General features: G+C 66.3%; 16 protein-coding genes. 6 read left to right on the top strand and 10 right to left on the bottom strand.

The features are described from left to right. The first annotated feature begins 143 nt into the window (after positions 1-143). Entirely contained in the window at positions 144-776 is a 633-nt protein-coding gene (locus tag LKE06_RS15380) for a CBS domain-containing protein (protein ID WP_227999609.1), read from the top strand. A gap of 195 nt (positions 777-971) precedes the next feature. On the opposite strand, the gene LKE06_RS15375 is transcribed toward LKE06_RS15380, so the two are convergent. From LKE06_RS15375 to acsA, 6 genes are read right to left on the bottom strand one after another with little or no spacing between them, the layout of a single operon-like run. Next, positions 972-1,928: a ribose-phosphate diphosphokinase gene (locus LKE06_RS15375; RefSeq protein WP_227999607.1), complete on the bottom strand. Its 957-nt coding sequence runs from the start codon at positions 1,926-1,928 to the stop codon at positions 972-974. Beyond that, entirely contained in the window at positions 1,925-2,212 is a 288-nt protein-coding gene (locus tag LKE06_RS15370; protein WP_227999606.1) for an acyl carrier protein, read from the bottom strand. Before LKE06_RS15370 ends, LKE06_RS15375 begins: the two co-directional genes overlap by 4 nt. A gap of 6 nt (positions 2,213-2,218) precedes the next feature. Continuing rightward, positions 2,219-3,802 (bottom strand): dihydrolipoamide acetyltransferase family protein, encoded by a 1,584-nt coding sequence (locus LKE06_RS15365; protein ID WP_227999605.1) that lies wholly within the window; start codon positions 3,800-3,802, stop codon positions 2,219-2,221. Next, positions 3,799-4,773 (bottom strand): alpha-ketoacid dehydrogenase subunit beta, encoded by a 975-nt coding sequence (locus LKE06_RS15360; protein WP_227999604.1) that lies wholly within the window; start codon positions 4,771-4,773, stop codon positions 3,799-3,801. Before LKE06_RS15360 ends, LKE06_RS15365 begins: the two co-directional genes overlap by 4 nt. Beyond that, a complete protein-coding gene (gene pdhA, locus LKE06_RS15355) occupies positions 4,770-5,807 on the bottom strand; it encodes a pyruvate dehydrogenase (acetyl-transferring) E1 component subunit alpha (protein WP_227999603.1) in 1,038 nt (345 codons plus the stop codon). Before pdhA ends, LKE06_RS15360 begins: the two co-directional genes overlap by 4 nt. Continuing rightward, on the bottom strand, positions 5,804-7,615 hold the full coding sequence (acsA, locus tag LKE06_RS15350) for an acetate--CoA ligase (protein WP_227999601.1): 1,812 nt from the start codon (positions 7,613-7,615) through the stop codon (positions 5,804-5,806). The genes pdhA and acsA overlap by 4 nt, the downstream gene beginning before the upstream one ends. Before the next feature lie 220 nt (positions 7,616-7,835). On the opposite strand from acsA, the gene LKE06_RS15345 reads away from it, so the two are divergent. Then, positions 7,836-8,255 carry a CBS domain-containing protein gene (locus LKE06_RS15345; protein ID WP_227999600.1) on the top strand — a complete coding sequence of 140 codons (420 nt, stop codon included), beginning with the start codon at positions 7,836-7,838 and terminating at the stop codon, positions 8,253-8,255. Positions 8,256-8,453: 198 nt separating this feature from the next. Here LKE06_RS15345 and LKE06_RS15340 read toward each other — a convergent pair whose 3' ends face one another. Both LKE06_RS15340 and LKE06_RS15335 read right to left on the bottom strand, forming a co-directional pair. Then, entirely contained in the window at positions 8,454-8,858 is a 405-nt protein-coding gene (locus LKE06_RS15340) for a DUF302 domain-containing protein (protein ID WP_228000633.1), read from the bottom strand. Between the two features lie 25 nt (positions 8,859-8,883). Continuing rightward, positions 8,884-9,153 carry a metal-sensitive transcriptional regulator gene (locus LKE06_RS15335; protein ID WP_227999599.1) on the bottom strand — a complete coding sequence of 90 codons (270 nt, stop codon included), beginning with the start codon at positions 9,151-9,153 and terminating at the stop codon, positions 8,884-8,886. Positions 9,154-9,303: 150 nt separating this feature from the next. Here LKE06_RS15335 and LKE06_RS15330 point away from each other — a divergent pair, with 150 nt between their 5' ends. From LKE06_RS15330 to LKE06_RS15320, 3 genes are all read left to right on the top strand, one after another. Then, on the top strand, positions 9,304-9,921 hold the full coding sequence (locus LKE06_RS15330) for a mycothiol-dependent nitroreductase Rv2466c family protein (RefSeq protein ID WP_227999598.1): 618 nt from the start codon (positions 9,304-9,306) through the stop codon (positions 9,919-9,921). 213 nt (positions 9,922-10,134) lie between these two features. After that, entirely contained in the window at positions 10,135-10,614 is a 480-nt protein-coding gene (locus LKE06_RS15325; RefSeq protein WP_227999597.1) for a pyridoxamine 5'-phosphate oxidase family protein, read from the top strand. A gap of 299 nt (positions 10,615-10,913) precedes the next feature. Further along, positions 10,914-11,468, top strand: coding sequence for a flavodoxin domain-containing protein (locus LKE06_RS15320; protein ID WP_227999596.1), 555 nt, complete (start codon positions 10,914-10,916; stop codon positions 11,466-11,468). 85 nt (positions 11,469-11,553) lie between these two features. Here the strand turns inward: LKE06_RS15320 and LKE06_RS15315 are convergent, their stop codons facing one another. Further along, positions 11,554-14,106, bottom strand: coding sequence for a cation-translocating P-type ATPase (locus LKE06_RS15315; protein WP_227999594.1), 2,553 nt, complete (start codon positions 14,104-14,106; stop codon positions 11,554-11,556). Positions 14,107-14,397: 291 nt separating this feature from the next. Here LKE06_RS15315 and LKE06_RS15310 point away from each other — a divergent pair, with 291 nt between their 5' ends. Continuing rightward, the gene (locus LKE06_RS15310) at positions 14,398-16,128 is read left to right on the top strand and encodes a sensor histidine kinase (protein WP_227999592.1); all 1,731 of its coding nucleotides are present in this window, start codon (positions 14,398-14,400) and stop codon (positions 16,126-16,128) included. Here the strand turns inward: LKE06_RS15310 and LKE06_RS15305 are convergent, their stop codons facing one another. Next, positions 16,129-17,064, bottom strand: coding sequence for a universal stress protein (locus tag LKE06_RS15305; RefSeq protein WP_227999590.1), 936 nt, complete (start codon positions 17,062-17,064; stop codon positions 16,129-16,131). Between the last annotated feature and the right edge of the window lie 37 nt (positions 17,065-17,101).

Raw genomic sequence — 17,101 nt, 5'->3', positions numbered from 1 at the left:
GCCGAGCCGAACGATGCCACGTACCGGCCCCGATATGGGTCGATATACCCGAACGGTCGCGGGCCTAGGTCCCCACTTGTGAGCCGACGGCCTCTATCCGGGACCGGGACGTTCGGCGGATCGTCGACGTAGGAGGTCATGCCATGTACACACGCGATATTTTCACCCGCCCGGTGGTGACAGTCGGACCCGAAACACCACTGCCGCAAGCGGTCTTGTTGCTGACCGAGCACGGCTTCGCTGCCCTGCCGGTCGTCGACGATGCCGACCACGTCATCGGCATACTGTCCGAATCGGACGCACTATCGGCCTCGGACAACCGGCCCACCGCCACGGTTCAGTCGGTGATGACCATCCCTGCCGAAGTCGTCGAGCCCGGCACCGATATCGCCACCGTCGCCGCCCGTATGCTGACCCGGCGGCTGCGTTCGATGCCCGTCGTGGAGGCCGGAATCCTGGTCGGGATCGTCGCCCGCCGCGACCTTCTGCACGCCCTGGTCCGCGATAATGCAGCTGTAGAAGCGAAAGTCCGTGCCCTGCTCGACAATTACGCCGGTAGCCGACGCCAATGGACAATTCAGGTCGACGACGGCCGTGCGGTCATCCGCGGTATGTTCGCCGACGCAGCCGAACAACACACGGTTTCCGCGCTGGCGCTTACCGTCGACGAAGTCACCCATGCAGAGACCGTCACAGGTCCCACCCCATCGGCAGAAACCACGACTCCGCCACTGGCGGAGTGGTTGCACCGCAAAGCCGACGAAACGATCAGCTGAACCCGATGGCCGCATTCTGCCGAACCGACGCGGGATCGATCACCGGGAGCCACCTCGTTGTGACGTTGCCGCTGAAAGAACGACCACGTTGTAGTCCGTTTTTCGATACCTTCGATTGTCGCCCCACCCACACACCGGGTGGAGTATCCGAAGGCACTGTCTCGGCAGCCTTTCAGGATCGACTGTCGGGCCGTTCTACCCTCGTTCAGGTCCCGCACCCCAGGCCGAAAGTCTCTGCATTGCTGTCCACGGTGAGGCGTGGTGCTGACGGAGAACGGCTTCGGCGAGCAGTGGCGCGATCGAGCAGACCTCGATCGCGCCCAACTCCTCCCGGTGCAACACGCTGTCGGTCACGACGATCCGGCGCAGCCCGAGCCGGTGCAGGCGCGACGCCACACCAGCAATGAGCGGACCGTGAGTAGCGGCCGCAACGATGTCGTGGGCGTGGTACCGAACCAGCCGAGCCGCCGCCTCGATCGTCGCACCTGTGTTGATCATGTCGTCGACCAACGCCACGGGACAACCGGCGACATCGCCGAGTAGGTCCAAAGCCTTTACGCTGGTCTCGCTTTCGCGGTGTTTGCGCACCACCGCGACCGAAGCCCGCATCGCCGACGCGAAGTGTTCGGCGCGTTCGCCCGCACCCAGATCCGGCGCGACAACAACGCCGTGGCCGATCAGCGCCGGGGCGAGTTCGTGTGCGAGCAGTGGTACCGCGGTCAGCACCTCGACCGGAATCGCGCACATCGCTTCGAGCACGGGGGTGTGCGGATCGACGACGATCATCCGGTCGGCGCCGGCCCGGGCGATCGCCTCGGCGGCGACTCGCGCGCCGATCGCCTCGCCATCGGCGGTACGGCGATCTTGACGGGCGTAACCGAAGTAGGGAACCACCGCAGTGACCCTGCTCGCACCGGCGCGTCGGCAGGCGTCGAGCAACAGCAGCAATTCGAAGAGATGTTCAGCGACGGGCGGCGACGTCGGCTGGACGACGTAAACGTCACAGGCGGCGACGTTTTCGACGGTCGCGCGGACCTCGCCGTCGGGAGATCGCTCCAGCGCGCACCTGCCCGAACCGACCCCGATATGCCCGACGACCGCATCGCCCAGGGGTGGATTGGCCGTGCCACAGATGACTCGCATCGCTTTCATGACCGGTCGGCCTCGCCGCCGGGTCCGAACCTCGGGCCGCCGGTGAGGAAGTCGACACACGAATCGACAGTGGCAAGGCGCGGGTAGTCGGCTTCCTCGATGCGCTCACGCCGCACTTGCGACAATCGCTCGACAAAGGTCAGAAAGTCGATGGAGTCCAGTTCCAGCGCATCGCGCAGCGGTACATCCGGCTCCAAGGCCGCGAGTTCGACGTCGGTGGCGAAACCTCGCAGTGCCGCGCGCACAGCGGTATCAGCGAATTCTCGGGACATGGTGGGGTGCATGGTGATTCACAACTCCTCGGGGCGTTGCAGCAGATCGGCGACGGCGTGCAGGAAGCGGGCGCCGGTGGCGCCGTCACTGGCGCGGTGGTCCGCGGACAAGGTGGCGGTCAGTTGCGGGCGCACCCCCAGCAGGCCGCCGACCGCACTGGGCCGCTCGGCTACCGCTCCCAATCCGACGATCGCGACCTGGGGTGCGGCGATCACACCGAAGACCGAATCCACACCCAGGTCACCGAGATTGGTCACCGTTATGGTGGCGGGAGTGACGTCGCCGGACCGCAGGCGTCCCGAGCGCGCGCGCTCCACAACCCCGCGCAGCGCGGCCATCATGGCCGGCGGGTCGAGAGTGCCGGCGCCGGGAATGGTGGGCACGATGATCCCGCCGCCACGCAGCGAGACGACGACACCGAGATGGACAGCGGTGGCCGGCCGGAACTCGTCTTCGATCCAGTGCCCGTTCAGCTGCGGCACCTTCTGGGCAGCACCCGCGATGGCGCGAAACAGCAAGGCCGGAAGCAGGATCCGGCTCGCCACCGAGACGGTGCGATTCTCTGCCCGCAGCCAGGCAGTGGGCGCCGAGACGTCGATCGTCTCGGACAGATAGTAATGCGGCACAGTCTGTTTCGAACGAACCATCGCAGCGGCGATCATTGTGCGCATCGCCGCGACATCGTGGGTCCCAGCGGCATCCGAGGTCGCCGGCGCCGGTGTGATCACAGCGGCAGGTTCGGACGCCTGATGGCGGACTCCCGGCTCCTCGCTCGCAGCGCGAACATCGGTCGCATGAACAGCTCGGTCCGGCCCACTGCCGGTGACGGTAGATAGGTCTATCCCGCGCATGCTGGCCAGGCGGCGGGCGAGCCCGGACGCACGCACATGAGCACCGGTTCGCGCAGGCGGGGCAGCACTTACCTCGCCCGTCGGCCGTCGACCGCTGTCCGCACCGCTTACTGCTGGTTTGCCGATCTCCGGATCAGCGGCATCTTCCGGGCGGACCGACTCCGGCACATTGGGACGATCGGCTCGTGGGGGCGAAATATCCTGCTGTCTCGCCGCCCGCTCGACGTCCACGCGCATAATGCGCCCGCTCGGACCGGAGCCGCGCAGGGTGGCCACGTCGAGCCCGGCCTGCTCGGCCAGCTGACGGATCAGCGGAGTCGTCCGGGCCGGCGGATGCTGATGTCCGTCCAAAGACGTAGCGGCTTCCGATGCCTGCGCAGAGGGCGGTCCGGTTCGGCCCCCGGCAACCGCCTCGGCGCTCGAACCGGCTGCCACCCCTCCCGGTTCTGGGAGCGGCTCGACCGGAAGCAAACGCTCTGCAGCTGGAAGTCCTGTGGTGGTGGGGCTACCGACGGCGGCGGTGTCTATCGTGGCCAGCACGGCCCCGACCGGGACGGTTCGGCCTTCCGGCACGCGGATCTCACCGATCACACCGTCGTCGAAGCATTCGATCTCGATCGCGGCCTTGGTGGTGTCGACCTCGGCGACGATATCGCCCTTGTGCACGACATCGCCGGTATGCACGAGCCAGTGCAACAGCGTGCCCTCGGTCATGTCCGCCCCCAGCGACGGCATCCGGAATTCGGTCACCGCACTCCCACCGCCTCTCGGGCCGCGGCGACGACGGTGGCGGACTGCGGCAGCGCGGCCTCCTCGAGCTGACGGGCGTACGGGACGGGCACTTCCGCGGCGCATACCCGGCCGATCGGTGCGTCAAGATCGTAGTACGCGTGTTCGGCTGCGCGAGCGGCGATTTCAGCAGCGACACCGACACTGCGCCACCCCTCGTCGACGACGACCAGACGATGGGTACGAATCACCGATTCCAGCACGGTCGCCTCGTCGAGCGGCCGTAGCGAACGCAGGTCGATGACCTCTGCCGAGATATCCTGCGCGGCGAGCTGTTCAGCGGCATCGGCGGCGACGGGGACCGAAGCCCCGTAGGCGACGAGGGTGACGTCGGTGCCGGCGCGCCGGATGACCGCATTGTCGATGTCGACCGCGCCCGCATCCACCGGCAGGTCGGCGTCGCTGTTGTAGAGCGAGATCGGTTCGAAGATCACCACCGGATCGGGGTCGGCAAGCGCGGTCCACAACATGCCGCGCGCATCGGCAACCGTGGCCGGGCACACCACCCGAAGCCCCGGAATATGCGCGTAGAAGGCTTCCAGGCTGTGCGAGTGCTGGGCGGCCAGCTGGCGTCCGGCGCCGGTCGCCATCCTGATGACCAGAGGCACTCCGAGTTGCCCACCGGACATGTGTCGCAGCGTTGCGGCATTGTTGAGAATCTGATCGAGCGCGAGCAGGCTGAAGTTGACCGTCATCACCTCGACGATCGGACGCGAACCGCCCAGTGCCGCACCGATTCCCGCACCGACGAATGCCGATTCGCTCAGCGGGGTATCGCGGATGCGCCGCGGACCGAACTCGTCGAGCAGCCCGCGGCTGACTCCGAAGCACCCACCGTAGGCGCCCACGTCCTCACCCATGAGAAATACTCGCTCGTCGCGAATCAATGCGTCGCGCAAGGCTTCTCGTACTCCATCGCGGTAGGTGGTCATGACCGCTCCGCGTAAACGTGGCGGGTCAGTTCGGCCACCGGCTCCAGCGGTGCGGCTTCGGCCGCGACGATCGCGGCGTCCAGCTCCGCCGCGGCCTGCGATTCCAGGGCTGCCCTGGCGTTGTCGTCGATGTCCCCGGTCGCGCGCAACTGTTCGAACAACGTCGTGATGGGGTCGCGCTGCTTCCATCGTGCGATCTCGGCCTTGTCGCGGTAACGGTCGGCGTCGTAGAGCGAGTGCGCGCGGAATCGATAGGTACGCAGCTCCAGAAAACACGGCCCGCCGCCGCCTCGAATCGAGGCCACCGCGCGGCGGGTCGCCGCCGCCACCGCGACCGCGTCCATGCCGTCCACAGGCCATGCCATCAGTCCGTAGCTCGATGCCCGCAGCGCCAGGTCGGTCGCCGCGTGCTCGCGGGCCAACGCGGTGCCCATGGCGTACTGGTTGTTCTCGCACGCGAACAGCACTGGCAGCCGCCACAACGCGGCCAGATTCAGGCACTCGTGAAACTCTCCCTCGGCCATGGCGCCGTCGCCGAACAAACACACGGTGACCCGCGTGCGGTCGGCCATGACATCGGCCAAGGCCAATCCGACCGCGACCGGCAGCCCCCCGCCGACGATGGCATTACCGCCGTAGAAACGGCGACCGGCATCGAACAGGTGCATCGATCCGCCGCGGCCGTGACTGCATCCGGTCGTGCGGCCGTACATTTCCGCCATCAACGCCGATATCGGGATGCCGCGCGCGAGGGCATGGCCGTGTTCGCGGTAGGTCGACACGACGGCATCATCGGATCCGATCTCGCTCAGTAGCCCGGCTGCCACCGCCTCTTCCCCGATGTACAGGTGCAGGAACCCGCGGATTTTCTCGGCGCTGTAGAGTTCGACGCAGCGTTCTTCGAAACAGCGGATCCGAATCATCTGCCGCAACAATTCGATTCGAGCCGCCGCCACAGGATCCCCCGCGGCGGGCAACGTGCCGATGATACTGTGCTGGCCCGAGTCTGCGGTGTGTATGCCGCTGGTATTCATCGTGCCGCCTCCAGTGTCGACACATCGCCTTCGGGCAGGCCCAGCTCGCGCGCCTTCAGTAGCCGGCGCATCACTTTTCCGCTACGGGTGTGCGGCAGACTGTCGACGAATTCGATCTGCTTGGGTGCCACCGCGCCCAGCATGCGGCGCCCGAATGCGGTCAACTCGGAGCGCAGCGACTCCCCCGGGTTGTATCCGGGCCGCAGTACCACGAAGGCCTTGACCAACTCGCCCGCCACCGGATCGGGCGTGCCGATGACTCCGGCTTCGGCGACCGACGGATGCGCCATCAACGCGCTCTCCACCTCGAACGGCCCGACCAGATGGCCCGCCGACTTGATCACGTCGTCGGCGCGTCCAACGAACCAGTAGTAGTCGTCGCCATCGCGACGGGCGAGATCGCCGGTGAGATACCAGCCGTCGGCAAAAGCCTTCGCGTATCTGCCGGGTTCGTTCAGGTAGCCGCGACACATCGATGGCCAGCCGGCCCGTAGCGCCAGTTCCCCCACTTCGCCCACTTCGGCTGGGGTGACCGTCCCGTGCACGACTGCGGCGCGGCCGTCGGCGCCGCGGCGCAGCACCGTCGAATCGACCCCCGGCAACGGGCGGCCCATCGATCCCGGGCGCACCTGTGCCGCAGCGATATTCGCGATCATGATGGCACCGGTCTCGGTCTGCCACCAATTGTCGTGCACTGGACGGCCCAGGACCCGTTCACCCCACACGACCGCTTCCGGGTTCAGTGGCTCACCGACGCTGGCGACGAATCGCAGGCACGACAGATCCGTTCCGGACGGCAATTCGTCGCCATGGCGCATCAGCATGCGCAGCGCGGTCGGCGCGGTGTACCACACCGATACCCGCTCGGCGGTGAGAATGTCGTACCAGCGCTGCGGATCGAATTCGGCCTCGTCGCTGAGCACGGTGGCCCCCAGACTCAACGGAGCGATCACGCCATAGGACATGCCGGTCACCCATCCGGGATCGGCAGTGCACCAGAAAACATCTCCGGCCCGCAGATCCAGCGCGAAACGTGCGGTCGCACGATGCGCCACGATCGCGCCGTGCACATGCATCGCGCCCTTCGGTGTGCCTGTGGTGCCGCTGGTGAAATGCAGCAATGCTGGATCTTCGAATCCCGTTCGCACGATCGAGAATTCGGGCTCAGCCGCAGTCATGGCGGACGGCAGTTCCACGACTGCGGGCAGGTCCGCTTCGGTGTCGGTGACGATCACGTGCCGCAGGGCGGGCAGCGAATCCCGGATCGGAGCCACCTTGCGGCGGTAGTAGGCGGCGGTGGTGACGAGCGTGGTCGCCTCGGCCAGCGCCAAGCGCTGCCGCACGGGCTCGGGTCCGAACGCCGAGAACAGCGGCGATACCACGCACCCGGCCTTCCATGCGCCCAGCGTCGAGATATACAGGTCAGGCGTGCGGCCGAGCAGTGTGCACATGCGTTCCCCGCGGCGCACCCCCAGCGAGCGCAGAACATTGGCGAAACGATTGCTCGACGACACCAGATCGGTACAGCCGAGCGTGGTACACCCTCCGGAAGCCGGCAGCCACCGCAGCGACGGCGCGCTTCCAGTTGGATCGTCCAGGTGCCGGTCCACCGCCTCGTAGGCGATGTTCACACCACCACCGGGCAGCCCGGCCAGCTGCGATCGTTCAGCGGCCCAGGAGAATTCACGGCACACCCGCGCGAAATCGGCGAGATTCGCCCTCGCGATATCCGCCGCCGACTTATCGATCGGCGCCCACTGCGCCGGCTCGACCGTCCTGCCGTCGTGGTGGCTGCTCCCAGTGCCCATCTCGCCTCCGCCTCACGCAGTAACGTCTGTACCTCGCTACACCAGTCAACGACGGGGGCCGCATGGACAGGGAGTGCGCAAAGACCATCGCGCCGGTGACCTCGGTCGCCGGCGCCACGCACAATGTCAGGTCTCCGAGAGGACCTTCTGCTCTTTCGCGAGGGACCGAGCCGAACTAGCGTCATGAGATCCCCGAGTTGCTCGAACAAGGAGGAGACCCATGACGACAGCCAAGGACATCATGCATCCCGGCGCGACGTGGATGTCACACACGGACACGGTCGAGCACGCGGCGCGGCTGATGAGAGAACTCGATGTGGGTGTGCTGCCGATCAGCGATGAGAACGAACGACTGTGCGGCATCATCACCGACCGCGATATCGTCGTCAAGTGCATCGCCATCGGACAGGATCCGGCGGGCACGACCTGCTCCGACCTGTGCGAAGGCACCCCACGCTGGGTCGACGCCGATGCCGACGCAGGCGAGGTCCTGCGCGAACTGGAGGCGCACCGCATCAAGCGACTCCCGGTCATCAAGGACAAGAAACTCGTCGGCATGATCAGTGAGGTCGATGTCGCCAGGCATCTCAGCGACGCCGAGGTCGCCGAATTCGTCGAGCGCGTGTACGCGGGCCGGTAGCGACTGCCCTGGGTTGCCGCCGCGGGGATACCGCGCGACGCGCTGATAACCGAGGACGAACGCGAGCGGACGTCGGGCGCAAGTTGCCCACCATCACCGGCGAGCCGCGACGGCCCGAACCACGCGCCGATCGGTCCAAGATCCTCGTCGTGTTGACGCTCCGGGCCGGCTTCGCCGGCCGGATCGACCGATGTCGCGTCAGTGCTCACGCAGGGTGTCGATCGCGGCCCGGAGTTTGGCGGCGGCGTCCGCCGCGATGGGACTCAGCCCGGGTTCACCGGTCACCTGAACCATCACGTCGGGATTCATGGCTTCGACGATGACGGTACCGGCGTCGGCGGGGTTCCGGCGGACGATCACGTTGCAGGGCAACAGCAATCCGATCTGGCGATCGACATCGACCGCCCGGTGCGCCAACGGCGGGTTACAGGCGCCGAGGATGCGATAGTCCTCCATGTCCTCGCCGAGTTTGGCTTTCAATGTCGCTGCCATATCGATATCGGTGAGAATGCCGAATCCCTGTTCGGCCAGGGCATTGCGGGTCAGTTCGACGGCCTCGTCGAAACTGTCGGCGTGCAGGGTGGTGGAGATGGCCAGGGTCATGATCGATGCGCTTTCGTTACGTTGCTCAGGCAAGAGCGAGGAATAGTTTTTCGAGTTCGGCTTCGCTCATCGGTTCGGCACCGTCGGTACCTGCACCGGTCAGGCATTCACGCAAGCCGGTCGCGACGATCTTGAATCCCGCCCGGTCCAATGCCCGCGAGACGGCAGCAAGCTGGGTGACGACCTCTTTGCAGTCGCGCCCCTGCTCGATCATGGCGATCACGCCACCGAGCTGTCCTTGGGCGCGACGCAACCGGTTGAGCACCAGGGCGATCGTTTCTTCATTGCCTACCACGGCCTTGTTTCCTTTCGTATTGAACCCGTCATCGAGTATACCCCTGGGGGTATACTCGAGTTCGACCCAACAATACCCCCGGGGGTATATGAGGAAAGGCGGCCTCGGGCACAGCAGGTACCGGGGCCCACGACGAAGGAGCACGCACAAATGACAGCAATAGAGCTGTACCTGGATCCGGTCTGCCCATTCGGATGGGTGAGCGCGCAGTGGTTACTCGGAGCAGGCAGTGGTACCGACTCACAGATCACCCTGCGACAGATGAGCTTGGCCGTGCTGAACGAAGGCCACGATGTCGATGCCGGCCACCGGCCGATGATCGATCGATCCCGGCGCGTGGGGCGGCTGTTCGCCGCCGTCGCCGACCGGCACGGCGCCGAGGGATTCACAGCCCTGTATCAGGAGTTCGGCGTCAGCACTCATGTCCGGGGCAACCCGATGACCGGCGAGGCACTCACCACCACGCTCGCCGCACTCGGCATGGATCCGGCACTGGCCAAAGCCGCCGAGGACAGCGGATTGGACCCGATGGTTGCCCGAGCACACCTCGCCAGTCAGCAGGCGTTGGGGGGCCGGGGCGGATGTCCGATCGTCGCCGTCGATGGCCGCGGATTCGTCGGCCCGGTGCTGACCGAGATCCCCGCGGCGGAGGGTGGCGCAGATCTTCTCGGCGCTCTGATCACCATGGCGTCGACTCCAGGATTCGCCGCATTGCAACGGCCGTACTCGGGCCCGCCGGCCACCGGCGAACACACCCCGACACCGTGATAGGCCACTCGCCCCACCACCGTGACTCCCGGATGAAACCATCCACGCAATATGAGGCCCGGCCGCAGTCTCATCAGCGATGGGTTCATGGCACCTCGGCGATGATCGCAGAAGCAGTGCCGCAGTAGGACCTTCGGCCCTATCACCGCCGCCGAGGGTGATGGTGCGATGAAATCTCCGGATAGTCCTATATTCGAGGGGAGGTGTCGCGCCGTGACCTCACCCGAGCCCGTGATAGACGGCGACGTCCGCCGTGTCGTCGCACTCGATCGTGACGAGGCGATACGCCTGCTCGCCGGCGCCGCCTTCGGGCGAGTCGTCTTCACCCGCGACGCATTACCCGCGATCCGGCCGGTCAATCATCTCGTCGAACATGACGGCCGGATCATCATCCGCACCCGGCTTACCTCTCGCCTGACCTCGGCGATCCGGCCCCAACCACCCATTGTCGTCGCCTACGAGGCCGACGACATCGACACTGTCTCGCATATCGGCTGGACGGTCGTGGTGACCGGTTTTGCCCATGCCGTCACCGACCCCGAGCGAATCGCACGCTATGAACGTGTGCTTCGACCATGTGTCGCCGCGGCCATGGATATCGTCGTCGAGATCGAACCCAACATCGTGACCGGTATGCGGCTGATCGACAAAGCGGAGCCGACCGATGTAGAGGCACTGGGTGACGCACGCTAAGCGCGGCCGTCGTCGTCAGCGATACGAGGACCTGCCGGTCGCCCACCTCGCCGAACTGCCGGCGGGCACTGGCCGCGCTGCTGCCGCACCGGACCTTTCCGCAGGTATTGATCCGTATCGGCACCGCCCCCGACGGTGAATCGAAGCCACCCGCGACGCCACCCGCCCCGTCGACGAGGTCCTTACGTTCGCACACCATCGACCATGCGCGATCCGCGCGATGGAAGAGGACATTGGTCCCCCACACGACGGGAACAACGCCTCTCACCGAACGCGCCCGCCGAGCGCAGGCTTTGGATATGAACCACGAAACTCCACGCATCGCAGTCATTTTCGCTACAAGCCAGGGATCGACCCGCGAGATCGCCGAGTACGTCGGCGCCGATCTGGCCAATCGACGCGCGGACGTCGAAGTCGCCGATGTCGCACACGCACCCGAACTGTCGCGCTTCGATGCGGTGATTCTCGGCAGCGCCGTGCACGACCGCGAAGTGCTACCCGAAATGTCTGAGTTCGTTCGCGCCCACGCCAACGAACTCACCGCCGCCGAGGTCTGGATCTTCAGCGTCGGAATCGGGCCGGCCCTGCGCGGGCCGATCGGGCGCTGGCTGGGCCGGAAGGTTCCCCAAAATATTGCCTCACTGCGCGATTCGGTGTCACCGAAGGGATATCGAGCCTTCGCCGGGCATTACGAACGGGCCGGGGTTTCCTTGCGGGCGCGGGCGCTCTACCGGTTGTTCGGTGGCCCACGCTACGGCGACCTCAGAGACTGGAGTGCTATCTCTGATTGGTCGGCGACCATCGCACGTGCTCTGCGACTGCCCCAGCCGAAGTCCATCATCGTCTACCCCTGAACAATCCCGCGACGCCGGGCAGCCAGTGTCGCCGACACCGTCGCAAAGCGCGCAATCTACGCGATGACCTCGGTCGACTTCGGACTCACCGGGTTCGACTCGGATGGCGGATGCGGTCCAGACGCACTGCGGCGTAGCCGAGGATCGACAGACCGGTCACCACCAGCAGGTCGCCTGCCCCGAGCGCCTGCGTACCCAGAAGATGTTGTAGCGGAACAAGATACAGCGCGGCGAGTTGCAGTAGGAAAGCTGCCGCGACCGCGACGAGCAGCATCGGGTTGGCCAACGAACGCGGGCGGCAGCGCGAACCCATCGCCACCGCGAGCTGGGTAACGCCCAGGGCGAAGAACGCCATGCTCTGCCAGGGCCGGTCAGTGTGATAACCCCACACCGCCACCCCGAGGGTGACCGCGGTCAACACGATCGCGATGCGAGGTATCCGCTGCCACAGCCCGGCGCCGAGGATGCTCTGCGCCGGCGGGCGCGGACCCCGGCGCATCGATGCCGGATCTGCGGGCTCGCCGCCCAGAGCGACGCCGGTCAGTCCATGGGTCAGCAGGTTGACCCACAGAATCTGCCCCGCCAGCAGTGGCAACGCGAGTCCGAGCAGCGGCCCGACGAGCATCACCGCGATCTCGGTGGCGCCACCCGACAGGCCGTAGATCAGAAAGCGACGGATATTGGCATAGACCCGGCGCCCCTCCCGGACAGCCACCACCACGGTCTCCAGGTTGTTGTCGGCCAGCACCAGGTCGGCCGCCTGGCGCGCCACTTCGGTTCCCCGCGTGCCCATCGCCACCCCGATGTCGGCGCGGCGCAGGGCAGGTCCGTCATTGACTCCGTCGCCGGTCATAGCGACGATCTGGCCGTCGTCGTGCAGCGCCTCGATTATCTCCAGCTTCTGACTCGGTGTCGCGCGGGCGAACACCGCCCCGGTGATGAAGTCGTCGCCGATCGCGCGGCGGCAGTCGAGCACCCGCTCGCCGGATCCGGCGATGCCGAGTTCGACGGCAATCGCACGAGCGGTACCGGGGTGATCGCCGGTGATCAGAACGGGCCGGATGCCCGCACGACGGCACGCCGCGATGGTCGCCGACGCCTCAGGTCGCAGCGGATCGCGCATCGCGACCAGTCCGAGCAGACGCAAGCCATGCTCGAGGTCGTCGCCGGCCGGTGGCGGGCTCGAGTGGTCGGCTACCGCTACAGCCAGCACTCGGTAGCCATCGCGGGCGAACAGGTCCGCACGGTCGATCGCCCGGCCGAGCGATGCCGAATCGTCGTACACGACATCGGGTTCCACAAACGCTTCGGGAGCACCCTTGCACACGGTCCGATAGCCACCCTCGGGCAGCCGATGCACGGTTGTCATTCGTTTGCGGTCGCTGTCGAACGGCCGCTCGGCGATGCGCGGCATCCGGGCCATCAGGTCGCGATGATCGATGCCGAATTCGGCTGCGGCACAAAGCAATGCGGCTTCGGTCGGATCCCCCAGCACTGTCGCGCCTGCGCCATCGGTGACCCGAGCCAACAGCTGGGCATCATTGCACAGCGCCGCTGCCGACAGAAGCTCGATAACGGCCGTCCGTTCAGCCGAGTGCAGCGGTAGTCCGGCAACGAGTGGTTGTCTGTCGGGCCTGCACCCGAAACCGGTCACGGCGGCGTCTACCACCGGCGTCCATGTTTCGCGCACGACCATGCGCCCCTCGGTGAGAGTTCCGGTCTTGTCGGTGGCCAGGACCGTCACCGACCCGAGTGTCTCGACCGCGGGAAGTGTGCGGATCAGGGCCTGGTGGGCGGCCATCCGACGAGCTCCGAGGGCGAGGCCCAAAGTGACCACCGCGGGCAGCGACTCCGGGACCGCCGCCACCGCGAGACTGATTGCGGTCACCACCATCAGTTCCAGCGGCTGATGGCGAACAAGGCCCAGCGCGAGAACCACAGCGCACAGCGCGACCGTGACACCGGCCAGCAGCCGCCCGACATCGACCAATCGGCGCTGCAGCGGTGTCGGCTGACTGCCTCGGTCCAGCAGCCCGGCAATGTGGCCGGTAGCGCTCGCGGCACCGACAGCGGTCACCACCGCCCGGCCTCGGCCCTTGACTACCACTGTGCCTGCCGACAGCCCGCACTCACCGGTCACCGATTTGTCCGACGGGACGGACTCCCCGGTCAGCGCCGCCTCGTCCACCAGCAAACCGGCCGCCTCCACCAAGGTCGCATCCGCGGCGACAATATCGCCTTCGGCGACGACCAGCAGGTCACCCACCACCACATCGGAGGCCGGCAGCTGTCGTTGTCTGCCGTCCCGGACTACGCACGCCGTCGGCGCCGTCAACTTCGCCAAGGCCGAGATGGCGTGCTGGGCACGAACCTCCTGGCCGACACCGACAGCGGTATTGACCACCACGACCAGCACGATGACCGACATGTCGGTCCAGTCACCGGCCACGACGGTAAGCGCCGCCGCGACCAGCAACACCACGATCAATGGATCCCGCAGCTGCGCCGCCACCCGTCGCCACCACGGCACCGGCGGCCGCTGCGGCAGGACGTTGGCACCGTCACGCGCCCGCCCGGCGGCGGCTTCGGCGGCCGACAGACCGGCGAACTCTGTTGGTGCAGTGCGGTTTCCGGTCATTTCCTGATCCGCACCATCCGAGGTTGCGAGACCGCGGACGCGCCGCAGCGCACCGTCACCGGACGAGACGGCCGACGACTCTTGTCGTGTGGTGAACTCCTGTGAGCCTGTCCGAAAGTCACATTCCAACGGTCCGCTGGATCGAGGGCCGGAGACTAGGGCCTTTCGCCGTTGTTCGCGGCCGCGTTTGTCTTATAGGTGCCGTCTCCGGTGGCAGCAGCGGTAGTCTTGCGACAAGCGTAAATGCCATTGTTTCGACTACACAGACATCGAAATACAGGGATTGACGACATGGCCGACGAAGTTCGATCCGGTTCCTACTCGGTGCGCGACACTCTCTCACAGTTACGGCTGCGCGAGCTGCTCGCCGAGGTCCGGGATCGTGTCGACGAGATCATGGATTCCCGCGACCGGATGGACCGCCTGGTCGAGGCGATGCTGTCGGTGACCTCGGGCCTCGATCTCGACGAAACACTACGAACGATCGTGCACGCCGCGATCAACTTGGTTGATGCCGGATACGGCGCGCTGGGGGTCCGCGGTCACGACGAGCACCTGAAGCAATTCATCTACGAAGGTATCGACGAGCGCACCCGCACACTGATCGGAGACCTACCCGAAGGCCACGGTGTTCTCGGGATGTTGTTCACCCAGCCCAAACCGATCCGCCTCGACGATCTGGCCACCCATCCGTCCTCGGTGGGATTTCCCGCCCATCATCCCCCGATGCGAACCTTCCTTGGCGTGCCCGTGCATATCCGCAACGAGATCTTCGGCAACCTCTACCTCACCGAAAAAGTGGGTGGCCAGTTGTTCACCGAGGACGACGAGCTGATTGTGCAGGCGCTGGCCGCCGCCGCGGGCATCGCGATCGAGAATGCCCGCCTCTACGAGGCCGCTCAGACCAGGCAGGCGTGGATCGAGGCCACCCGCGACCTGACTACCGAATTCCTCGCCTCCACCGACTCGGACGCGGTACTGGAACATCTGGTCGACCACGCGCGCGTGCTGACGCGATCCGATCGGGTGTTGCTCGCGATCGTTGAGGACCCCGATATTCCGGCCGACGAGATCACCGAAATGCTTATCAGCCAATCCTCGGGTTCCGAGGTTCCCGAAGCCGGTCGATCGCTCGCGGTGACCGGCACGATCGGCAAAGCGTTCGCCGAACGGACCCCGCTGCGTTTCGACAACGTCCACGAACTGGACTTCGCTCATCTGTTCCCGGGCGCCGGCCCGGTGCTGCTGGTGCCGCTGCACACCCCAGACGCACCACTGGGATTGCTGATCACCGGACGACCGGACGACACCGCCCCCTACGACAACGAGATGCTGGGGCTGGCGGCGGCGTTCTCCGATCAGGTCGCGCTCGCGATGCAATTGGCGGCCGCGCACAGCCGTATCCGTGAGCTCGATGTACTCACCGACCGTGACCGGATCGCGCGGGACCTGCATGATCACGTAATCCAACGGCTGTTCGCCATCGGTCTGTCGCTGCAGGGCGCCGCCCCTCGCACGCGTGTCCCGGAGGTCCGGGTGCGGCTCACCGACGCGATCGACGGTCTGCAGGATGTGGTGCAGGAGATCCGCACCTCCATCTTCGATCTGCATGGCGGCCAGGGAAACAGCACTCGGTTGCGTCAGCGCATCGAAGAAGCGATCCGCCAGCAGTGCGGCGACACCGGGATTCGCACCTCGCTGCGCGTAACCGGGCCGCTGTCGGTGGTGAAACCGCAGCTGGCCGATCACGCGGAAGCCGTTGTGCGCGAAGCGGTCAGCAACACGGTGCGCTACGCCGACGCGACGACGATCGATGTCGAGATCGACATCGGCGACAACTTGACCGTGACGGTCACCGACGACGGCTGCGGCATCGGCGAGAACATCACCCCCAGCGGCCTGGCGAACCTGGCCCAGCGGGCGCAATCACTCGGTGGCCGATTCTCTATCGGCGCGGGCCCGCTGAGGGGTGGCACCCACGCGCCGGGCACCCGGCTGTGCTGGTCGGCACCGCTGATCTGATCACGAATTCTCTTGCTTCCCAGCAGTCGCAGACTCCGAACGCACGATCGTGATCGGGCATTCCACCGATTGGACCAGGGCTGCACTGGTCGAGCCGAGCAACATGCCGGTGAACCCGCCGCGACCGTGGCTGCCGGCGACGACCAGCTGAGCATTCTCGGATTCATCGAATAGTGAACGCGCCGGCCGGTCGAGCACCATCGCCCGGTGCACCTTCACATCCGGATAGCGCTCGGCGAATCCGGCCAGGCTCTCTGCGAGCACGGCATCTTCGGATTCCCGGATCGCCTCCCAGCCGACGATCGCCGAACCGAGCCCGCTACTGCGATCGCTCCATGCGTGCAACACCACCAGCCCGACCTTGCGGCGCGAGGCCTCCTCGAACGCGAGCTCGAGTGCGGGCATGCTGTTGTCGGTGCCGTCGACCCCGACCAGGACCGGTTTCGCCGCGGTGACAGCGTCGGTTGCCGAGATCGAATGGACAACCGTGACCGGGCAGTGGGCGTGCCTGGTGACTGCCGAAGATACCGACCCGAGTAGTCCGCGCCGGATCGCGCCCAGTCCGCGGCTGCCCACGACAATCATCCAGGCCTGGTGTGATCGGTCGATCAGATGCGGGATGATCGAGTCGGTAGTCACCTCGGTGGTGATCACCGGTGTTTGTTCGGGAACGGCAGCGCGGCCGATGCGGACCGCTTCGACCAGAATGCGTTCGCCGTTGATACGAAGCCAGCTCATATCCTCCTCGGTCATGACGGGCGCAACGCCGAATCCCCCGGTGATCGCGATAGATGTGACCAGGTGCAGACGGCAGCCATGCAGAGCGGCCTCGGCGGCCGCCCAAGCCGCCGCGTGGTAGCTCACCGCGGAACCATCAACCGCGGTGACGATCGGTGGATCGGTGTACCGCCGCGGTGTCGACGGATGCTCGGTCATGGCGTTCTCCTTACTGGCGGTTTCTCCTGAGTTCCTA

Source organism: Nocardia australiensis, assembly GCF_020733705.1.
GTDB lineage: Bacteria > Actinomycetota > Actinomycetes > Mycobacteriales > Mycobacteriaceae > Nocardia > Nocardia australiensis.
This window is presented reverse-complemented; position numbering and strand designations above follow the sequence as displayed.

Excerpts from the sequence above, each read along its gene's own strand:
- LKE06_RS15380 (WP_227999609.1), top strand. The coding sequence starts at position 144 with ATGTACACACGCGATATTTTCACCCGCCCGGTGGTGACAGTCGGACCC.
- LKE06_RS15375 (WP_227999607.1), bottom strand. The coding sequence starts at position 1,928 with ATGAAAGCGATGCGAGTCATCTGTGGCACGGCCAATCCACCCCTGGGC.
- LKE06_RS15370 (WP_227999606.1), bottom strand. The coding sequence starts at position 2,212 with ATGCACCCCACCATGTCCCGAGAATTCGCTGATACCGCTGTGCGCGCG.
- LKE06_RS15360 (WP_227999604.1), bottom strand. The coding sequence starts at position 4,773 with ATGACCACCTACCGCGATGGAGTACGAGAAGCCTTGCGCGACGCATTG.
- pdhA (WP_227999603.1), bottom strand. The coding sequence starts at position 5,807 with ATGAATACCAGCGGCATACACACCGCAGACTCGGGCCAGCACAGTATC.
- acsA (WP_227999601.1), bottom strand. The coding sequence starts at position 7,615 with ATGGGCACTGGGAGCAGCCACCACGACGGCAGGACGGTCGAGCCGGCG.
- LKE06_RS15345 (WP_227999600.1), top strand. The coding sequence starts at position 7,836 with ATGACGACAGCCAAGGACATCATGCATCCCGGCGCGACGTGGATGTCA.
- LKE06_RS15340 (WP_228000633.1), bottom strand. The coding sequence starts at position 8,858 with ATGACCCTGGCCATCTCCACCACCCTGCACGCCGACAGTTTCGACGAG.
- LKE06_RS15330 (WP_227999598.1), top strand. The coding sequence starts at position 9,304 with ATGACAGCAATAGAGCTGTACCTGGATCCGGTCTGCCCATTCGGATGG.
- LKE06_RS15320 (WP_227999596.1), top strand. The coding sequence starts at position 10,914 with ATGAACCACGAAACTCCACGCATCGCAGTCATTTTCGCTACAAGCCAG.
- LKE06_RS15315 (WP_227999594.1), bottom strand. The coding sequence starts at position 14,106 with ATGACCGGAAACCGCACTGCACCAACAGAGTTCGCCGGTCTGTCGGCC.
- LKE06_RS15310 (WP_227999592.1), top strand. The coding sequence starts at position 14,398 with ATGGCCGACGAAGTTCGATCCGGTTCCTACTCGGTGCGCGACACTCTC.
- LKE06_RS15305 (WP_227999590.1), bottom strand. The coding sequence starts at position 17,064 with ATGACCGAGCATCCGTCGACACCGCGGCGGTACACCGATCCACCGATC.